13 protein-coding genes are annotated in these 17470 nt (G+C 53.0%); 6 read left to right on the top strand and 7 right to left on the bottom strand.

Features of this window, described 5'->3' with window-relative positions:
• Nucleotides 1-68: 68 nt before the first annotated feature.
• The 3 genes from F1728_RS16125 (at nucleotide 69) to F1728_RS16115 (ending at nucleotide 3298) form a co-directional block, all read left to right on the top strand.
• The gene (locus F1728_RS16125; protein WP_155364986.1) at nucleotides 69-263 is read left to right on the top strand and encodes a hypothetical protein; all 195 of its coding nucleotides are present in this window, start codon (nucleotides 69-71) and stop codon (nucleotides 261-263) included.
• A gap of 98 nt (nucleotides 264-361) precedes the next feature.
• Nucleotides 362-1795 (top strand): hypothetical protein, encoded by a 1434-nt coding sequence (locus tag F1728_RS16120; protein WP_155364985.1) that lies wholly within the window; start codon nucleotides 362-364, stop codon nucleotides 1793-1795.
• A gap of 114 nt (nucleotides 1796-1909) precedes the next feature.
• Nucleotides 1910-3298, top strand: coding sequence for a glutamate decarboxylase (locus tag F1728_RS16115; protein ID WP_155364984.1), 1389 nt, complete (start codon nucleotides 1910-1912; stop codon nucleotides 3296-3298).
• A gap of 20 nt (nucleotides 3299-3318) precedes the next feature.
• Here F1728_RS16115 and F1728_RS16110 read toward each other — a convergent pair whose 3' ends face one another.
• Together F1728_RS16110 and F1728_RS16105 are read right to left on the bottom strand one after the other, a co-directional pair.
• Nucleotides 3319-3729, bottom strand: a complete 411-nt coding sequence (locus tag F1728_RS16110; protein WP_155364983.1) for a hypothetical protein — start codon at nucleotides 3727-3729, stop codon at nucleotides 3319-3321.
• A 123-nt stretch (nucleotides 3730-3852) separates the two neighbouring features.
• The gene (locus F1728_RS16105; protein WP_149338563.1) at nucleotides 3853-4872 is read right to left on the bottom strand and encodes a DUF1559 domain-containing protein; all 1020 of its coding nucleotides are present in this window, start codon (nucleotides 4870-4872) and stop codon (nucleotides 3853-3855) included.
• Between the two features lie 643 nt (nucleotides 4873-5515).
• Here F1728_RS16105 and F1728_RS16100 point away from each other — a divergent pair.
• Complete coding sequence (locus F1728_RS16100) at nucleotides 5516-6298, top strand: 3-keto-disaccharide hydrolase (protein WP_155364982.1); 783 nt, start codon at nucleotides 5516-5518, stop codon at nucleotides 6296-6298.
• A gap of 5 nt (nucleotides 6299-6303) precedes the next feature.
• On the opposite strand, the gene F1728_RS16095 is transcribed toward F1728_RS16100, so the two are convergent.
• Nucleotides 6304-7878, bottom strand: coding sequence for an alkaline phosphatase D family protein (locus F1728_RS16095; RefSeq protein WP_228030201.1), 1575 nt, complete (start codon nucleotides 7876-7878; stop codon nucleotides 6304-6306).
• Nucleotides 7879-8106: 228 nt separating this feature from the next.
• Between F1728_RS16095 and F1728_RS16090 the strand changes: the two genes are divergently transcribed.
• Nucleotides 8107-8892: an SGNH/GDSL hydrolase family protein gene (locus F1728_RS16090; RefSeq protein WP_155364981.1), complete on the top strand. Its 786-nt coding sequence runs from the start codon at nucleotides 8107-8109 to the stop codon at nucleotides 8890-8892.
• 34 nt (nucleotides 8893-8926) lie between these two features.
• Here F1728_RS16090 and F1728_RS16085 read toward each other — a convergent pair whose 3' ends face one another.
• A complete protein-coding gene (locus tag F1728_RS16085) occupies nucleotides 8927-10231 on the bottom strand; it encodes a polysaccharide pyruvyl transferase family protein (RefSeq protein ID WP_155364980.1) in 1305 nt (434 codons plus the stop codon).
• A gap of 310 nt (nucleotides 10232-10541) precedes the next feature.
• Between F1728_RS16085 and F1728_RS16080 the strand changes: the two genes are divergently transcribed.
• Nucleotides 10542-11363 (top strand): hypothetical protein, encoded by an 822-nt coding sequence (locus tag F1728_RS16080; protein WP_155364979.1) that lies wholly within the window; start codon nucleotides 10542-10544, stop codon nucleotides 11361-11363.
• Between the two features lie 264 nt (nucleotides 11364-11627).
• Here the strand turns inward: F1728_RS16080 and F1728_RS16075 are convergent, their stop codons facing one another.
• The 3 genes from F1728_RS16075 to F1728_RS16065 all read right to left on the bottom strand — a co-directional run bounded on the left by F1728_RS16075 (nucleotide 11628) and on the right by F1728_RS16065 (nucleotide 17295).
• On the bottom strand, nucleotides 11628-14723 hold the full coding sequence (locus F1728_RS16075) for a sigma 54-interacting transcriptional regulator (protein ID WP_155364978.1): 3096 nt from the start codon (nucleotides 14721-14723) through the stop codon (nucleotides 11628-11630).
• 589 nt (nucleotides 14724-15312) lie between these two features.
• A complete protein-coding gene (locus tag F1728_RS16070; RefSeq protein ID WP_155364977.1) occupies nucleotides 15313-16074 on the bottom strand; it encodes a class I SAM-dependent methyltransferase in 762 nt (253 codons plus the stop codon).
• Between the two features lie 96 nt (nucleotides 16075-16170).
• Nucleotides 16171-17295 carry an alpha/beta hydrolase gene (locus tag F1728_RS16065; RefSeq protein ID WP_194242399.1) on the bottom strand — a complete coding sequence of 375 codons (1125 nt, stop codon included), beginning with the start codon at nucleotides 17293-17295 and terminating at the stop codon, nucleotides 16171-16173.
• Between the last annotated feature and the right edge of the window lie 175 nt (nucleotides 17296-17470).

The raw sequence follows: 17470 nt of genomic DNA, 5'->3' as shown, positions 1-17470 counted from the left end.
CGACGGTCACCTGACCTGGCGCAGGAAACGGATTGAAACAAACCCGGTATTGAACAGGAGTAACGTCAATGCTGATTGCTGCGCCACTGGGTCAGGAACCCGGCTATCTTGTGGGCTGGGGAACGCTGTCATTGATCAACGCCGGACTCGCTCAGGGTAAAAACCGGAGCGGGCTGGCCTGGTTTCTGATCTCGCTGTTACTGGGCCCCATCGCGACGTTTATCCTGGTCGCTTTCTGCGAGAAGCTGCCCGGGCCTCAATAAAGTGTAAAAAAATCCCCCCTGTGGGCTGGAGAAAAAATCTGACGGGCCGATAAGATAAAGGACTCTGATAGTCCATTCTGCTTCTTTACGAGGGAATCATGAGTCAGCAGAGACAAATCGGCGTGACCGTCTTACCGGAGTATCTGCAGTACGAGGGAGTCGAAAATGTGCTCGACAATCTCATGCAGCGGGCAGGGGTGACTGCCGTCTCCACCTCGCCTTACGTCATGCAACTGGCCGACGTACAGACTGGAGTCCGCGAGCCCCCTGCGGATGCGGGAGCCGGCCAGGTCCGTCTGCTGGACCGTCCCCTCTGGGAAGGGAAGCGGGAGCTGTGGGTGCGAACCTCCCCGAGTTTCGTACCCGATGAAAGGCTCTATGCAGACTTGCGCTATCAACCCGCGAGTGCCGATGAACTGACACATCGCGAAGGTCAGGTGGTAGCCCACTTCATTGAAGCGGCCCATGACCGTGGCCTGGAAGTCTATTTCCAGGTGCAGGCTGCGATCCCGCCCGGGTATCGTGTGCAGTTTGGAGGCCCGGTCGAAGAAGATATTCCCCGCCTGCCCGATGGTTCGCTCCCGCGGAAACGCGTCGCGAATAACGGAAGCCTGGCGAGCCCGCACATCATCGAATACCAGCATGCACTGATTCGCGATCTGTTACAGCATTACCCGGACATCGACGGCATTCGCTTCGACTGGCCCGAGTATCCGCCTTACTTCCTGGATTCGGCATTCTTCGATTTCAGCGACCATGCCCGACGGGCGGCCGACCGACTCGGCTACCACTTCGAACAGATACGGGAAGACTCGCTGGCTTTGTATCAGAAGCTCAACGGTGGGCTGACGAACTTCGACCTGGATAACTGGCTCGCCGAAGAAAATCAGGCCGCGAACTTCACGGTCTGGCTCAACGATCATTTCCCCGGGGCGTCCGCGATGCTGCTGCTCAAGGCGCAGCTCTCCAAAGAACTGTTGGCGGGCTTTCGCAAAACGATGGATGACGCCGGCAAGCCGAACGTCGAACTCGCGCCCAGCGCGTTTCCGCCTCCCTGGTCGATCATTTCGGGGATGAACTATTCGCTGGCAGCGAAATACTGTAATTCGGTCAGCGTCAAACTGTATGGCATGCACTGGTCGATGATTCTCAGATCCTACGGCGATCAACTGCTGGCAGCGAACCCAGGGCTCTCGGAAACACTACTGGTTCGCGCGTTATTCAAATTCCTGGATATCACCGATGCGGATCCGCCGGAACGACTTTCTGAAGTCTATTACCCCGGCCCTGATGAACCGCATCTCTCCGGACCGCTGGCTCAAGAGCGAAAAATCCTGGCAGCCCGCAAGCTGGCGCGACCGATGCCGATTTATGCGCTCGCGCACGGTTACGGACCTACGGAAGATTTTCGCGAGCGGATGCAGGCTGCGACTGATATCAGCCCGGACGGCGTCTGGGTCAATCGCTACTGTTACCTGAATGACGATAAGCTGGACATCATCGGACAGTGCGCCGTGGGTTGTAATACATAAAATTTGAGAGAAAAACCGATCGGTCACTCGATCGATATTTTATTCCTCGAGTCATTCAGTAGGATAGCAGTAACCCGCTCTTTCACCGGTTGAACATCCAGGAGGGAACTGCTCATGCTGCACGGCCAGAAAAATCCTAACGAAGACGATCTCGACTCAGTCATCACGCCCGCTTACGGCGGCCGCTACATTCGGGAACCGGTTCCCAAATACCAGATGCCCCAGGACGGCCTGCCTCCCAAAGTCGCTTACAACCTGATTCGCGACGAACTGATTCTGGACGGCAACTCGCGACTGAACCTGGCGACGTTCGTTACGACCTGGATGGAAGACGAAGCCCGGCAGTTGATGTCTGAAACGTTCGATAAGAACATGATCGACAAAGACGAGTATCCGCAGACTGCGGAAATCGAACTCCGCTGTACCAACATGCTGGCCCAGTTATGGAATTCTCCTTCAGAGGAAAACTCGATCGGCTGCTCGACCATCGGTTCCAGTGAAGCGGCGATGCTGGGTGGCATGGCGCTGAAATGGAACTGGCGTAAACGCCGCGAAGCCCAGGGCAAGCCCGCAGATAAACCGAACATGGTGATGGGCATCAACGTGCAGGTCTGCTGGGAAAAATTCTGTCGGTACTGGGAAATCGAACCCCGTTTCGTTCCCATGGAAGGGGATCGTTACTGCCTGACCGCGGAGGAAGCGGTCAAGCTGGTCGACGAAAACACTATCGGCGTAGTGGTTATCATGGGGAGTACCTTTGACGGTCGATACGAAAACGTCAAAGAGGTCAACGACGCGCTCACCAGACTCAACGCCGAAACCGGCTGGGAGGTACCGATTCACGTCGATGCAGCTTCCGGCGGATTCGTCGCACCGTTTCTGCAACCCGATCTGGAATGGGACTTCCGCCTGCCGCTGGTGAAATCGATCAATACATCCGGGCATAAGTTCGGCCTGGTATATCCGGGTGTTGGCTGGGTGTTGTGGCGCAGCCGAGAGGAACTGCCCGAGGAACTGATCTTTCACTGTAACTACCTGGGCGGAGACCTGCCCAACTTTGCGCTGAACTTTTCCCGTCCCGGCAACCAGGTGGTGGCGCAGTATTTCAACTTCCTGCGTCTGGGCCACGAAGGTTATCGCGAGATTCACCAGACATCGCAGGACGTGGCGATGTACCTCTCAGCGGGCATCGCGCAGCTGGGACCGTTCGATCTGATTTCCGACGGAAGCGACATCCCCGTGTTCGCGTTCACCACAAACGAAAAAGCGAACTTCAGCGTGTTTGACATATCCGACAAAGTTCGCGAACGAGGCTGGCTGGTTCCCGCCTATACCTTCCCGAAGAATCGGGAAGATCTGGCGGTACTGCGATGCGTCTGCAAAGAAGGTTTCACCCGCGACATGGCGGACATGCTGCTGGGTGATCTGCAGCATGCCATCGACTACTTTGCTCAGCGTCCGGATCATGAACCGCAAGCCGGTGGTTCCAGTTTCCATCACTGAGCCATCGCGAGTTGTAACTACTATTTCAGATCGAACGTAAATTCATTCGTACCAGCTTTGACCTCAGCCTTGAGAGGACTTTCCTGCAGAGTCCGATACTGTTTGGGAATGTTCGGATACTCTTTTTTAGGAATCGGGTTATCCGGAGTTCCTTCGGGGGGAGTCACTGAGACAGAATAATTTCCCAGCACGACTTCCTGCAGTTCGACCTGCCCGGATTCGTTCAGGGTGCCCATAGCACCTTCGCCTTTACCGGACATCATCAACCGCACGTCTCCCTCAGTTACGGGGGAACCGTTGTGGGTAATGGTAATTGTGACTTCGGCTTTTTTCTTACCTTCTTCCGCGCCACCACATCCAGCCAGAGTGGTCACGACGGTCAGCAGCATGACAGCCAGGAACGCGTTCGGCATCTCAAATCGCTGTAACATAATTTCAATTGATCCTGTTATATAAATCAGTTTAGGTCAGCAAGAGGAAAGCCCCCGATCCGGATGACCGGGGGCTTTCGAATTGTATCGCGGGTCAACATTCAAATCTTCCTGAACGGTTGACTAGAATTCGCCCAGTACCTGGCCATCCTTCTTGGAACAGAGATTTGCCAGGGTTCCGAAATCGAGGTTATCCGAAACAAAACGGACAGCACCATCAGCCAGCAGCACGTGTGTACCGCCGGTATGATAAGAGCCCAGAATCGTGTTCGCACCATAGGTCCGATACGCTTCACTGCCGGCACTGGTATTCCAGAAACTGTTCACAGAATACATGACGGTCGTCGTTCCCGATCCCCAGACGTTGGAACCGTTCGACCAGGAAGTCACTTTAGAGGAAGGGCCGATACCGCTCCAGCCGCCATAGTAGTTCGAACGGCTGTCCTGGTTGTTGACCTGACCAGACTGTTCGCCGACGATGACTGTGTTGGAGGTTCCATCCTTAATGTCACGGATGCGGAAGCTTTCATTAGGAGCCAGCAGACCGTTATTACAGAACGTGCCGTTTCCATAACCGGCTCCAGATGCAGAACAGGTGCTGGTTGTACCAGAGGGATCCGGTGTCGCACCGGCGATCCCGACGTAGTCCATGGTCTGTCCCAGGTCGTAGTTGTTCTTCACGTTCGCACTATCGTTAGCATTGTTTCCATGAGGACTGGAAGGGCAGTTGTAGACAGGAACGCGTAAGGTCTTCAGCACTTCGTTGGAACCAGCGCCAGAACCATAACCGTATGATCCACCACTGTTCTGCGAAGCGAAGCCACCGACAGTGGTACTCACTTCAAAGTTCATCTGATTGTAAGCGGGAGCCTGATCCAGGAAGGGCAGCAGAGGCACACGCCAGTTCGGGCGGTAGTAAGGGCTCTGCTCACCAATGGGGAAGCGCAGGTAGGCATCATGGTAGTTGTGCAACGCCAGACCGAGCTGCTTCAAGTTATTCTTACACGTACTGCGACGTGCTGCTTCACGTGCCTGCTGAACAGCGGGCAGAAGAAGCGCGATTAAGATAGCAATAATGGCAATCACGACCAATAACTCGATCAGTGTGAAACCACGTTTGCGTACATTGTGCCTGCAAAACATAAAAGTTTCCTTTAGAAATAAATGGAGATATAACTACAAAGACTTAGAGGACAGTTCTTTCATTAAGCATCAAAAACAGATGAGGCAGGACTCATGGGCAGGATCACACGAGTTTCTCAACTCAATTGTGAGGTAGCTGTGGAAGGACATCAGCACTCAAACCTGTGTCAGTCGTTTTGTAGACGATCGACGAAGCTCCTGTAACTAACATAAACACTCTGCCATGATAATCAACAAACTATTGACACGTAAAGAAAGCGAATTCTATGCCAAACATTTCAAGTGCCGACTTCCTGCTCGAAATTAGATATCGAACTATGAGGTCATCCGGCTGACTGTGCAGAAGACACTTCGGATCACTCTGTTTTTTACAAGTCGAAATCGATTGAGAAATCACTCTTTAGATTTGATTTCCCCTCGCGGATCGCTCACTATGAATCTAACCCGCAGGAGACAGGAAGAGTGTCTCTTTTATTAATATTTTTTAAATATTCTGCTCAGAAAATAGATCGTATCAATCACTCTTTGCGCAGTAAAACGGCACTCTGATACAAAATCGGCTTGAAACATCATTGAGAAAACCTGTCCCCTGCTACCGAAATATCAAGCATAATCCACACGACTGTCATAAAAGGGAACCACTATGCGCTACACTTATCTGGTCATTTGTCTGTCTATGTTTTTGACCATACCTCTTACAGTATCTACCGCCCAGGCAGATGTGGGGGTCTCCGCCCCGGCTCCTGCCGATGCAGAAATCCTGCTGGATGGCAGTCGCGAAATGCTGGACCAGAAGTGGACTTACTGGAAAGGCCCTCGCTTCGGTTCCTCGCTCCCCATCAAATGGAAAGTCGTCGAAGACCCGATCGACAAGGGTACGGCAATCCAGTCAGATGATCCGGCTGCAGCTGGGGGAAAATTCGGCGCAGCGGATATTGTCACCAAACAGAAATACGGCGACTTCCGTCTGCATGTCGAATTTCTGGTGATGAAACCAGGCGGCAACAGCGGCGTCTATCTGCAGAATCGCTATGAAATCCAGATTCTGGACGGCGATAAAACCAAACATGGAATGGGAGCCGTAATCAACAAAACCGAGTCTCCCTACCATGCTTACAATGGTACCGGCAAATGGAACGCTTATGACGTCACCTTTCGAGCCGCTCGCTTCAAAGATGGCAAGCTGGTTGAGAAGCCGCTGGTCACGGTCTACTTCAATGGCAAGAAAGTACACGAGAATGTCACGATCGACAAAGTCTGGGGCGGTGCGAATTCCGGCCTGGACGGTGGCAATGACAACGGCTTCGGCATCACTGACCGACCGGGCGGAATCAAGCTGCAGTGCGAAGGACACGACGTTCGTTTCCGAAACGTCTGGATCAAACCACTGGACCTGAAAACCGCCGATACGAACTTCCAGGAGTAACGTGGCTACTTCTTCGGTGGAACGTCATGCTGGTAGAGCAGCTTTCCTTTCTCGTCATGAAACAGAAAGGAAAGCGTCGCCGGCTGCTCTTTGCCGGCGGGCGTGACCTTCACCTCCAGAAATCCGCCCGACCGCGGATCCTGATAGTAAGGCTGCTTGATTTCCCCCTTGGCATCGGTCGACTTTGGATCGCCGGGCTTGCGGCCCAGTCGTGAGTTCGCATCGACCAGAGCCCCCGAGGAAAACTCTTCGAAACCACTGGGATCAACCGAATGATACTGCCAGTGCCGATCGCCACAGACGATGAAGAAATTCTGCTGATCCAGGCCGTTCTCCTTGAGCCACTTGAAGAAATCATCCCGCTCATGACGAAAGCCGCCAATATCACAATGGTTGTCGGTTTTACGGAGATCATCAGGACCGATCATCGGCGTGGGTGAAATCAGAAGTTTATAAGTCGCGTCGCTCTCTTTGAGCGTCTTCTGCAACCAGGCTCTCTGCTCCTTGCCCCAGATCGATTTTTCCGGACCATCTTCCATCGCATTCGGGCTGCGGTACATCCGGTTTTCCGGCAGCCAGATTTGCAGATCCTTGCTCACCCGATGCGTACGATACGTCTTCGCATCTTTATCCCCCATAGGAGCCACCGGCAGTTGTTCGAGCATCATGTCCCGCCCTTCCTGAGGAGTCGGGTGATGATCGCCGGTATTGTCGCCATCGTCAATGCGGTAATCGTGGTCGTCAATCTCCCAGTAAGTCGGAACCTCCGCGAACAGATCGCGATAACGGGGTTGAATGAACTGCTCGTGCCACTTCTGTCGCATTTCGGGAATCGTTTTCGCACGTGGATTATCGGGGGTATCGTAGTAAACGTTATCCCCGGTGCCGACGAAGAACAGCGGTTTGAGCTTCAGAATCGTCTCCAGTGCGGGATATCCCAGGTGTTTATCGGGACCGGAATACGGCTGCGGAAGATTGGTATTGTTCTCGATCAGATGCTGCTTTTTATCGATTCGGTCATCGCCATGAAATTTGGCATAGTTCATGCCGGTCACTACCACGAACTTCACTGGTTCTGCCAGGGTCGGACCGGGCAATGTTTCAAAGTGGGCCGTCGGTCCAGCATGCAGATGTTCGGCAGTCTTGCCAATCTCTGTTTTACATTCGTATTTCGTTCCGGGAGCCAGTCCGGTAAAAGCAGCCCGGGCGATAAAATCATGATCGGCGACCGCTTCAACTGTCTGGGGATTGTCTTTGATTTCCGCTCCCCCTTTAGCAGCGACGGGTTGCAGGGTAAAGCGGACCACACCCGACGTCCCTTTCACATCCCTGTCAACCAGCTTATCAGTCTCTGTCAGACGCACCTGCACCAGTGCGCTGTCTGGAGTGAGTTCTCCCACCATAACGCCCATCCCGGCCAGCGGTTCTCCCTTGTGCGCTTCGGCATGCTGATCGCCTGCCTGCTGTTCATCGGGAATCGGAGCCGCTTCCCCCTGCTCGACCACCGGCGCCGGTGTCGTAGGTTTGGATTGTTCACAACCGAAAACAAATAACAGACAGCACAGACAGTAGAATCTCATGTTGAGCACTCCCTTGAAGAACAGTTCTGGATGTGAGAGGAAAATATATTCTATTGCTTAATCGCGCCGGTCCCAACTCAAAACAGTACAGAATTACCTTATTCCGCATTCACCCGTTGTTTTTGGAAAAACAGTTCAGAATCAACTTGCCGTCTCTGAGCGTCTTTCTGCACAATGGAAGTCACAATCGATCGACTCCCATGAATCTTCTATATCGAGAAACACACTATGAAAACGCTCAAACTGATTCCGCTGCTACTGCTCTACCTGACCACCTTCTCACAGTCGGCCCTGGCCGAACAGGATGCCAAAAAAGCCTGGCAGAAACTGGTTCGCTCTCCTCGCTTCAATAAGCGACCCGCGTTCCAGTACGTCAAAAACAATCCTCAACTGCCGAACGTACTGCTCTATGGAGATTCCATTTCCATCGCTTATACCGATGCCACTCGCGAGGCTCTCAAAGGCAAAGCCAACGTCTACCGTCTGTACTGCAACGGCGGCGATTCCTCTTCGTTTATTCAGAAGATGAAAACGATGCACGCCACCATGCAAAAAGACGACCTCAACGATCCTTGGAAATTTGACTGGGACGTGATTCACTTCAACGTCGGGCTGCACGACCTGAAGTACATGAATGGCAAAAAGCTGGATCGGGTGAACGGCACCCAGGCGATTTCCCCCGCTGACTACGAAAAGAACCTGCGGGCTATCATCGCTTACCTCAAACAACTGGCCCCCAAAGCCAAACTGATTTTCGCAACGACTACGCCCGTGCCCGAAGGAGAGCCGGGGCGGATCGCCGGTGATGCAGCGAAGTACAACCAGATCGCATTGAAGGTCCTCAAGGACTATCCCGAAATTGCCGTCGATGACCTGTATGCTTTCACAAAGCCACAGCATGCCCAGTGGTGGACCAAACCGGGCAACGTGCACTTCAATACCGCCGGTGCCACCGCACAGGGGAAAGAGGTGGCCCGGGTCATCGAACAGCAACTCAAACCGAAACAGGATTAAGCAATCCAGCCGGGCCCAAAGGGATCCAGGTGACCTATTGCTGATCCAGGATCTCTTTGATCTCCCCCATCATTTCCTTCGATCGTGTATTCACCGTGTGCATGGCCCGGTCCACCTTGGACTGGGACAGCGCCGGCTTGGCATCAATTTTCAACAGGGCCCGGGTAATCTGTGAAGCGGGTTCATTGTCGATATCGAACAGCCATTCCGACAGTCCAATATCGCGGAACATCCAGCGTTTGAGACCGTGACGGGCACTCGCCAGATGCATGACCGGCGTTCCCATCGACAACGCGATGATGCAGGAATGCGGCTCCATGGAGACAACGGCGATCGCCTGGGCATACACAGAAGCGGCTTCATCCACGTTCCAGAACGGATCGCGGTTGACGACGTAAGGCTTCACATCTTCGGGAAGCTGATCGAGAATCATCTTCTGGGCATGGATGATTTCCTTATCCACTTCAGGTGCCAGCAGCACTTTTTTCTTCGTTGTGCGAACCCAGTCGGTGATGACCGTCCGCAGTTTTTTCGTCCAGAGTTCGTTCTGTGCGATGTCTTCCTTCGTCGGCTGGGTCGGGTTCATCACGGTCCCCTTTGTCGCTTTCAGCTTAGGTGTATTACTGCGAAGCGTGATGGTGATGAATTCTTTCGGTTTCAAATCGTGGGCATTGAGCCAGGCATTCGCTTTTTTGTCATCACGAACATCGATACCAAAGCAGCCATCCGGACCGAAGGCGAGGGAAGGTGACGTCACGCCGATCTTCCGCAGGTAATAAAACGATTCCACGTCACGGGTGTAAATCGCAGCCGCCCGGGAAAGCAGTTCGCTCATCTTCGCTTCATCTTCCGGTGCAAAGCCATCGAATGACTGTCCATACAACACCAGCGGTTTATTGGTCGCAGTGCAGGCTTCAATGATGTAAATCGGCGGTGGCCAGAACTGGTTGAAGTGCATGCCGGAGTTGTAGAGAAACAGGTCGCTCTCATCGAAGGCTTTCTGCATCTCAGGATTATTGGCTTTACCGCGTGCATTCATTTTCCCCTGCACGATATTCACCTTGGGAAACCGCTGTTTGAGCATCGCGGTGACTTCATCGGTGGTCCGATGCAACCAAAGATTGACTTTCACGTCAGGTAGATACTCTTCCAGGTAACGCAGAGTTCCCGGCGTATGTCCAATGTCCCCGATGTTGACCGTCTGCCAGCCGGATCGCATGAAAATGGTTTTCTGTTTTGAATCATCCTCACCAGCTTCCAGTGCGGAAAGAGAAAACAGAGGGAGTGTTGCCAGCAGGATCAGCAGGCTTCGACGAGAGATTAAATCAGCAAAAGTCACGGGTGAGTTTCCTCCGGGCGAGTCAGTACAAAGTCGTTTATGAGGCTGTCAATCAGACTCAACTCTTCATCTTAACTGCTGTCTAGAGCAGATAAAATCGGCTCCCGATTATTTAAGTTTCTTTTTTTGTGGTTCCGGAACTGTCTGTTATGCAAATACATAAAAAATTGACTGGTTATGAATTTGCCCATCTCGGCAGCAACTGGAATCCAGACAAACACCACTGAACTGTTGATGATAATTCTGTTGCACGGTATGTTGATTTAATTCCAACAGGAGCGCACTCCAGATTGAAGCGGGAGAACTGAGTGTGTTTGAAATTGAACCTTCCAGATTTCTGAAACAAAGTGCCAGACTGCTGTACTGGTGGCGTTTGAGCAGGATGATGGTCGCTGAAAAGCCTGACCCCCGCGTGTTCAAGACCGCAGAATCCTTTCTGGCGGATACTGCGAAAGAGGCCTACGAAAATCTGCTCAAGCAAGGAAAACCCGTCTGGGGGAGTCTGGTCCAGGCAAATTCCATGATCTTTGAACGGGGCCAGCATAACCTGCGTGCTTCCTACATTTACTCTCCGGAAGACTACTTTGGGGACAACCCGAACCACCTGCTGGAAATTTCCAACCGCATCTTCGCATTAAAGGGAACACATACGGGTGATGCCGCCCTGGATGCTCTGGCGAACCGGATTACCGACGAGCGGAAGGACAGTTTTTCCTACCCGGTTCCCTACCAGGTCACCGATGGCCATGAAGTTTACCTGACTTCGGTCATGCTCTTCCGCGAGTCTCTGCCAGAGGGGCGACTGACATCACGTCTGCTGCCTCTACTGGAAGACCCGCCCAACAACGGCCTCGCGCTCCCCCTGCCACTCATGTTCTGGTCGAAGAAAATGATAGGGTATCTGGGACCTGGCATCCGGGGACAAATCAAAGAGGAAATCTGGAAAACAATCTGGCAGACGGAGGTCAGCCCCCCTGAGTTTCAGCCTGCACTGGGAGGCGATAGAGAGATCCGCGATGATGAGATCGACTGGCTGATTGAAACACCACCTATCAAAATCTCGGCGACAGCGCACCACATTCTCAGAGATCACCTGCTCAGCGCTGGCCATCGGCGCCATTCTGGTCTTTAAAGAGGAAGACGAGATCGGACTGTCACTGATGAAGCGGGGCGACAACGAACCCTGTGCAAAGTTCATGCTCGAAGATGTAATGTACTGTTTCCCTTCCGGACAGTTTAATGAGCGAGAAGGGGTAAAGATCGATTATCAAAACGGCCCCTTTCAACGGGAGATGATCTTCGAAGAGATCTTCGCGGAAGCCCCTACCTTTCATTGACGCGTGAAAGTACAACAACTGTTGCTTGAGAGAAGAGTGTGATACAGGCGGAGCCGAAATCAGCCAATACCGTATTTTTTCAGCTTGCTGTAATACGTGCTGCGAGGCATCCCCAGCATGCGGGCAGCCTGGGCTTTATTGCCATCACATTCCGCCAGCGCCTGCTTGAGTTGTTCCGGCTCGGAAAGCTGACGATCCGCCTGGTTCTCTGTGCCCGGGAAAGAGATCACCTCCACATCAGATAACGGGATACGTCTCGATGGCTCAGTCCGGACCTGTTTGGTTTCGAGAACCCGCACCGGCATCCGCCTGTTCCCACTGACAAGATCTGCGGGCAGATCTTTCAAAGTGATGACTTCTTCTTCAGCCAGCACGACCGCGCGCTCAATCACGTTCTCCAGTTGTCTGATATTACCCGGCCAGTCAGCACGCTCCAGCGCCTCGATGGCATCGGGATCGATGTGCGAAATGCGTTTTCCCAGACGATGAGCGGTGCGTTTCAGGAAGTAGAATGCCAGTTCGAAAATGTCATCCCGCCGTTCGCGAAGCGGAGGCAGAGTAATGCTGATCACATTCAGACGATAGTACAAATCCTCGCGGAACAGTCCCTCGGTAATTCGCTGTTCGAGGTTCTGGTGCGTCGCGGTAATCAGCCGCACATCCACGTGCAGTGTTTCTGATCCTCCCACCCGTTCGAAGGCACGCTCCTGCAGAACCCGCAGCAGCTTGACCTGGGTATCGAGTGAAATATCTCCGATTTCATCGAGGAACAGAGTTCCCCCATTCGCCATTTCAAATCGGCCGACTCGGTCTTCATGTGCGCCGGTAAATGCGCCTTTCACATGGCCGAACAGTTCACTTTCCAGCAGACTGGGCGACAACGCCGCACAGTTCACCCGCACCAGAGGCTTCTCGTGACGCGAACTGTTTTCGTGAACCGCTTGGGCGAGGAGTTCTTTCCCGGTTCCGCTCTCGCCGCGAATCAGAACCGTCGATTCCGAATTGGCGACCTTACGCACGGTTTCCATCACCTGCCGGATCGCCGGACTGTTCCCCTTGATTAACCCCCGCTGCACATCATGCGGTTCACTCCGCTCGGCAATTTCCTGCGAACTGGTTAACTCGGACTGCAACACAGAGACCAGCCGCCGTTGATCGTCGATCTTTTCCACCTTGATCCGCATCTCTTCATTGAGACGCCTGAGGTCCTGATGAATCTTGGTACTGTGCAGGGCGATGCTGGTGATCTGCCCCATGGCGTTCAGGAACGTCAGGTCCTCCGCAGAATAGGCACTGCCGGCAGTTCGCTGGCCCAGTGCCACGAAACCGGCAAACTCTCCATCCAACTCGAGATTGTAGATGAAGTCGAATCCTAACAGCCGCAGCAGTTGTTGAGCGGGGGATGCCTCTTTCAATAAGCCTGTCGCCACCCGCTGGAAGGCAAGCTCTCCTTCAAGAACTTCCAGCAGTTCCGGATTACAGGGAACCGTCGATGGTGAATTTTCAATGTGAAATCCGGTCAACAGATCAAACTGCGTTCGCTCTGGATTCAACAGGTAAATGGCTGCACTTTTAACCTGGAGCACTTCGCGGCAGGAGGTGAGCATGCGGTCGGCGATCGAACGCTGATCCCCCAGGCGACCGACGGCGCGATTCATACGCTTCAGCGCTTTATCAAGCTGGTATTTCTGGCGGAAGAAACGCCGGTCGATGAGCCGCTGCACACGGTCACGCGACCAGAGCAACAGTGAGATTGCAAACAGCATCACCAGAAAGACAGAGATCGCCTGATTGGTACTCGGCGTGCGATTCAGCTGCGTACCATAGAGCGATCCCAGTGAAATCACGGTTGCATACAGAATCGAGATACCGGCACTGACGACATAGAACAACATCCCGCGGCTGATGATCTGATCGATCAGCATCAACCGGTAGCGAATGATGCCCACAACAAACGCAGCCATGAAGGAGACACTGGCCAGGAACATCGGAATCCCAGCCCCCCCCAGGGCGAACTGGGTCCGGTTAAATTCCGCCAGATAAAGCGAGTACCCCACGGGAATAATCGAGATCAACCCTGCCCAGGCAATCCACTTCAGCTGATTCCGCTCATAGGGATTCTGGCTCTTGAAGTAATTATTGAGCAGCGCGCCTAGCGTCATCAGATAATAGATACCAGCCACACTGATATAACTGTAAACAGCCCAGCGCAGGACCGAAACCACCTGAAACACGAGCGGGGAATAATCCTGATTAGCCAGTTCCACGGAACCATCGCTGATGTGTGAAGTCAGACGTAGATAAATCAGACAGGCCAGGATCAGGGTACAGGTCGCGACGGGCACGGAATAAATGGCACGCAGCAGACCAATGGGATATTGGGCCAACCAGGGAATGGATCTTGGATACGTAATAAAGAAGTGGAGCGTAATCGCAGGTACCAGAACGGCCGCCAGGACAAACGGAATATTCAGCGCCAGGGCACCGGCGATAATCCACCAGTTATAACCACCGATAAAGGCGACGAGGGTGATGATCCCCATCACAAAGAAGATTCGTGTAGTCCGGTCGAAGGGCCGCATCCAGTACGCAAAAGCCCCGATTGCCAGAATGATCAGCTCCAACGAAAACCAGAGCAATGAGATCGCGACATCACCCGAGGGAATCGCCTGAATCTGAACCCACGCCGACTTCAGTGTATAGGTCGGTGGACCATCGGCGTTATCAGTGCGGCTGTAAAACTCGACATTGATAAACCGGTTCCCCTCCATTTCCACCATGTAGGGCACATCATGTTCCGTGGGATCGGCCTGCGGACGAAGATGGCCGCCGGGGGGGAGCTTCATGTCGCGCAGCTTGCTGAGAACCTGAGAGAAATCGAGGAACGTCCGAATCGGATACTCGCCGATCTTCGTGAGAATGTCACCCGGTTTCGGAGGTGAAAAGGCCCCTTCCTTCTTGATGCTGGGAGTCGCCTTGATTTCGATCCCGTCAGGCCCCTCTTCTCCAGACTCAGACTGGACGCTATCCAGCATCGCCCGCAGACGCAGGTCTGGGCTGGTTGTAACGAAGCCTAATACGATCACACTATATACGACAGCCAGAATGCCGCCGGTGAAGAGAATCGCGCGTTCTTTGAATCCATGCTTTTTCATTTTGAGCGATTTCCAACAAGGGTGCGCCGGCTAGACATCAATGTCGATACATGTGTCGAACCAGTTTATAGCGCCGAAAAGTTCGGCGCTGAATGAAATCTGCTGTCAACAATAGAGCATTTCGGCGCCGATATTTCAAGTCTGGGTGTCGAAACCTGATAAAATAGAGGTTCTACAATCACTCATCCCACTCAAAATAGACAAAAATGAAGCGTCATCCAAGAATTTACTCCAGTTTTCTCACTTTCTTGAGGGTATTTTCGACTTTCCCCGATTGCAACACACTTTTGGCATGTCATCTGCATTAGTAGACTATCAGAAAGTTGTTCGGCAACCGTGAAACGGAGTTTCTGGTTCTTCTGAACCCGGTTTTGCCTTCAGCTTTCTGAACCCAGCCTGGCCCTTAAGAAGGAATCTGGTCTGGACGGACATTATCCAGAAGGTCCCCCTGATTTGCGAGTTCTGACCCAGCAAGCTCATCAGTTTCTGTGAAGTGTATAATCTACGATATCCCGTCCACAATTCACCGCCTTCTTAAGGGCTTTCTTTATGCGCCGCGCAACACTCCCATCGGCGTTTATGTTCCCGATCAGGCAAACTGCCCCAGATACACATTAGTATCGTATTCAAACCGCACCCTGCCCGCTGTCTGATGAGCTTCGAAGATTACATTCAGCTGATGCAGCATTTCGTCGTACCCGGCATCTCCATGATTGGGACAGTAAGACGACGAGAGCACTCGCCCGGTCAACGCAGGCAGATCGAAGATCTGTTCATTCTGAAATGTAAATTTGCGGAATGAGTCCGGAGCAAAAAAGAGGGCGAAATCTTCATCCGTAATTCGGGTGTGATTCACATCCTGGTAATCGGTGGCGTATTCGAGCAGCAAAGATTCATATGCCCGCAGAAAGGGCGTTGTATCAGTTCTGCGTTCATTCCAGATCAGAGCTCCCCAGCCTCCCGGCTTCAGAATCCGCTGGAACTCCTGCCTGGCACGTGACTGGTCAAACCAGTGAAAGGCCTGGCCTGCGACGACAATATCAAACTTTCCTGTCGGCAGACCGGTCTCTTCAGCCGTTCCGTTGATACTGTGAAAGTTCTGATAAGCCCCGAGCAGTCGTTCCGCCGCCGACCGCATCTCGGCATTCGGCTCAACACCATAAACGGTATTATGGTGCTCCAGGAAAAGTTGAGAGGAAATCCCGGTGCCAGATCCGATGTCGGCAATCAGAGATTCGGACGTCAGCCCGCAGTGTGTCTTCAAGCAGTCCAGAACCGCTTCCGGGTAACTCGGTCGGTATTTAACATAGTTTTCAACGCGATCAGAGAAGCGACTCGTGCTGTCTTTCATGATACAGGCTCCGGCACTCAGCAGTTTGTGTGTCGTAGAGAGCTTCATAAATAGTGATGAAGCTGACACTGCCGATTATACCTGAACCCGGCCCTGTCACAGACTGGCGGACCTGACTTTTCTGATTTCCGGGGGTTCTTTGTCAAATGCCCAGTACTGGTGCCCCTGAAATTCCCGAGAGACCAGCCATTTGCGCTGGGTTGCGGAACTGTTCTGCTTCAACACTGCAAACAGATCGCTTAAGACGGCCCGATTACTGCCATAATAAGAATGGCTCATGAAACTGGTGTCGACCGCGGACACATCAATGGTCTCGACGCCTTCCATAATTAAAGGCTCGCGGGAGTCACCCGCCCTGCGTTCCTGGTTGACTGCTTCTGAAGCCACCAGCGCCACATCCCCCGACCCGGAATAGAGGGTGACACGCCCAGACTGTTCAATGATCGCGGGTGCCAGCTTCCGGAATTCGCTCACGCCCACATCGGGTGCCGCCAGCACTACATTCTGGAAGGGCTTGGTTTCCGCAAAATTATCGGGCAGGCGATTCATGGCCCGCATCACAACACGGTTCCCCATGCTGTGCACCACAATATTGATTTTTGTACCCTGGGGGACTGATTTCACCATTGTTTCCAGGAACTGTGCCATCGGCTCCACACTGGCCTGGGCAACCTGACCATCCAGCAGATACTTCTCGACGCCACCCTGCGAAGGCCAGCTGTAACAGACCACTGCTCCATTAAAGGGCAGTTCATTAGCAATTTGTGCTGCCCGCTGCACTGCGCTGGGGAAATTGACATTAAACCCGTGTACGAACAACAGCACATCTTTCTGAGGAGACTTAGCAATCAGCGTGTTCAATTCCTCAAAGAAGTTCACCTCGGGAACCGCGGAGAGACTGTTGATCTCAACCTGTCCATCCGGTGCCGGCGATCCCTGCCAGATGGTCTGGATCACTTTTGATTTCAGATCGCTGCGATTCTTACGTGAGATCTGCACCTCACTGGATCCATACTGCAGACTCCGGTCAAATTCATTGGCGTAGCCGATCTTTCCTTCGGGATTCCGTTCCTGGGACCGGTTCGTCGCATACAGAACTTTCCAGTTGGTGTATTCATCGGTCTGCCGGGCCGCAACCGGATCTTTGAGAGACTCTGCATACGAGTCTACCAGCTGTTGTGAGAGCGCACCGGTCACTTTGCCTGTGTAAACCAGATCCATTTTGGATTTCATGGTCGCACAGGAGAGACAAAGACAAGCGCATAGACAGAAACAAGCTCCGGAACGGAGTAGTGGGGTTTTCATTTCGGAGATCTCCGAAAGGGAAGGGAGGTTTGAGAGAGAGGCGGGAAGCTTAGCGAATTTCCTCAATCAGGTGAACCCCAAAACACCTGTC

Source organism: Gimesia benthica, assembly GCF_009720525.1.
Taxonomy (GTDB): Bacteria; Planctomycetota; Planctomycetia; order Planctomycetales; family Planctomycetaceae; genus Gimesia; species Gimesia benthica.
Note: the sequence above shows the minus strand (reverse complement) of the source record. Positions and strands in the feature narration are given on the sequence as shown.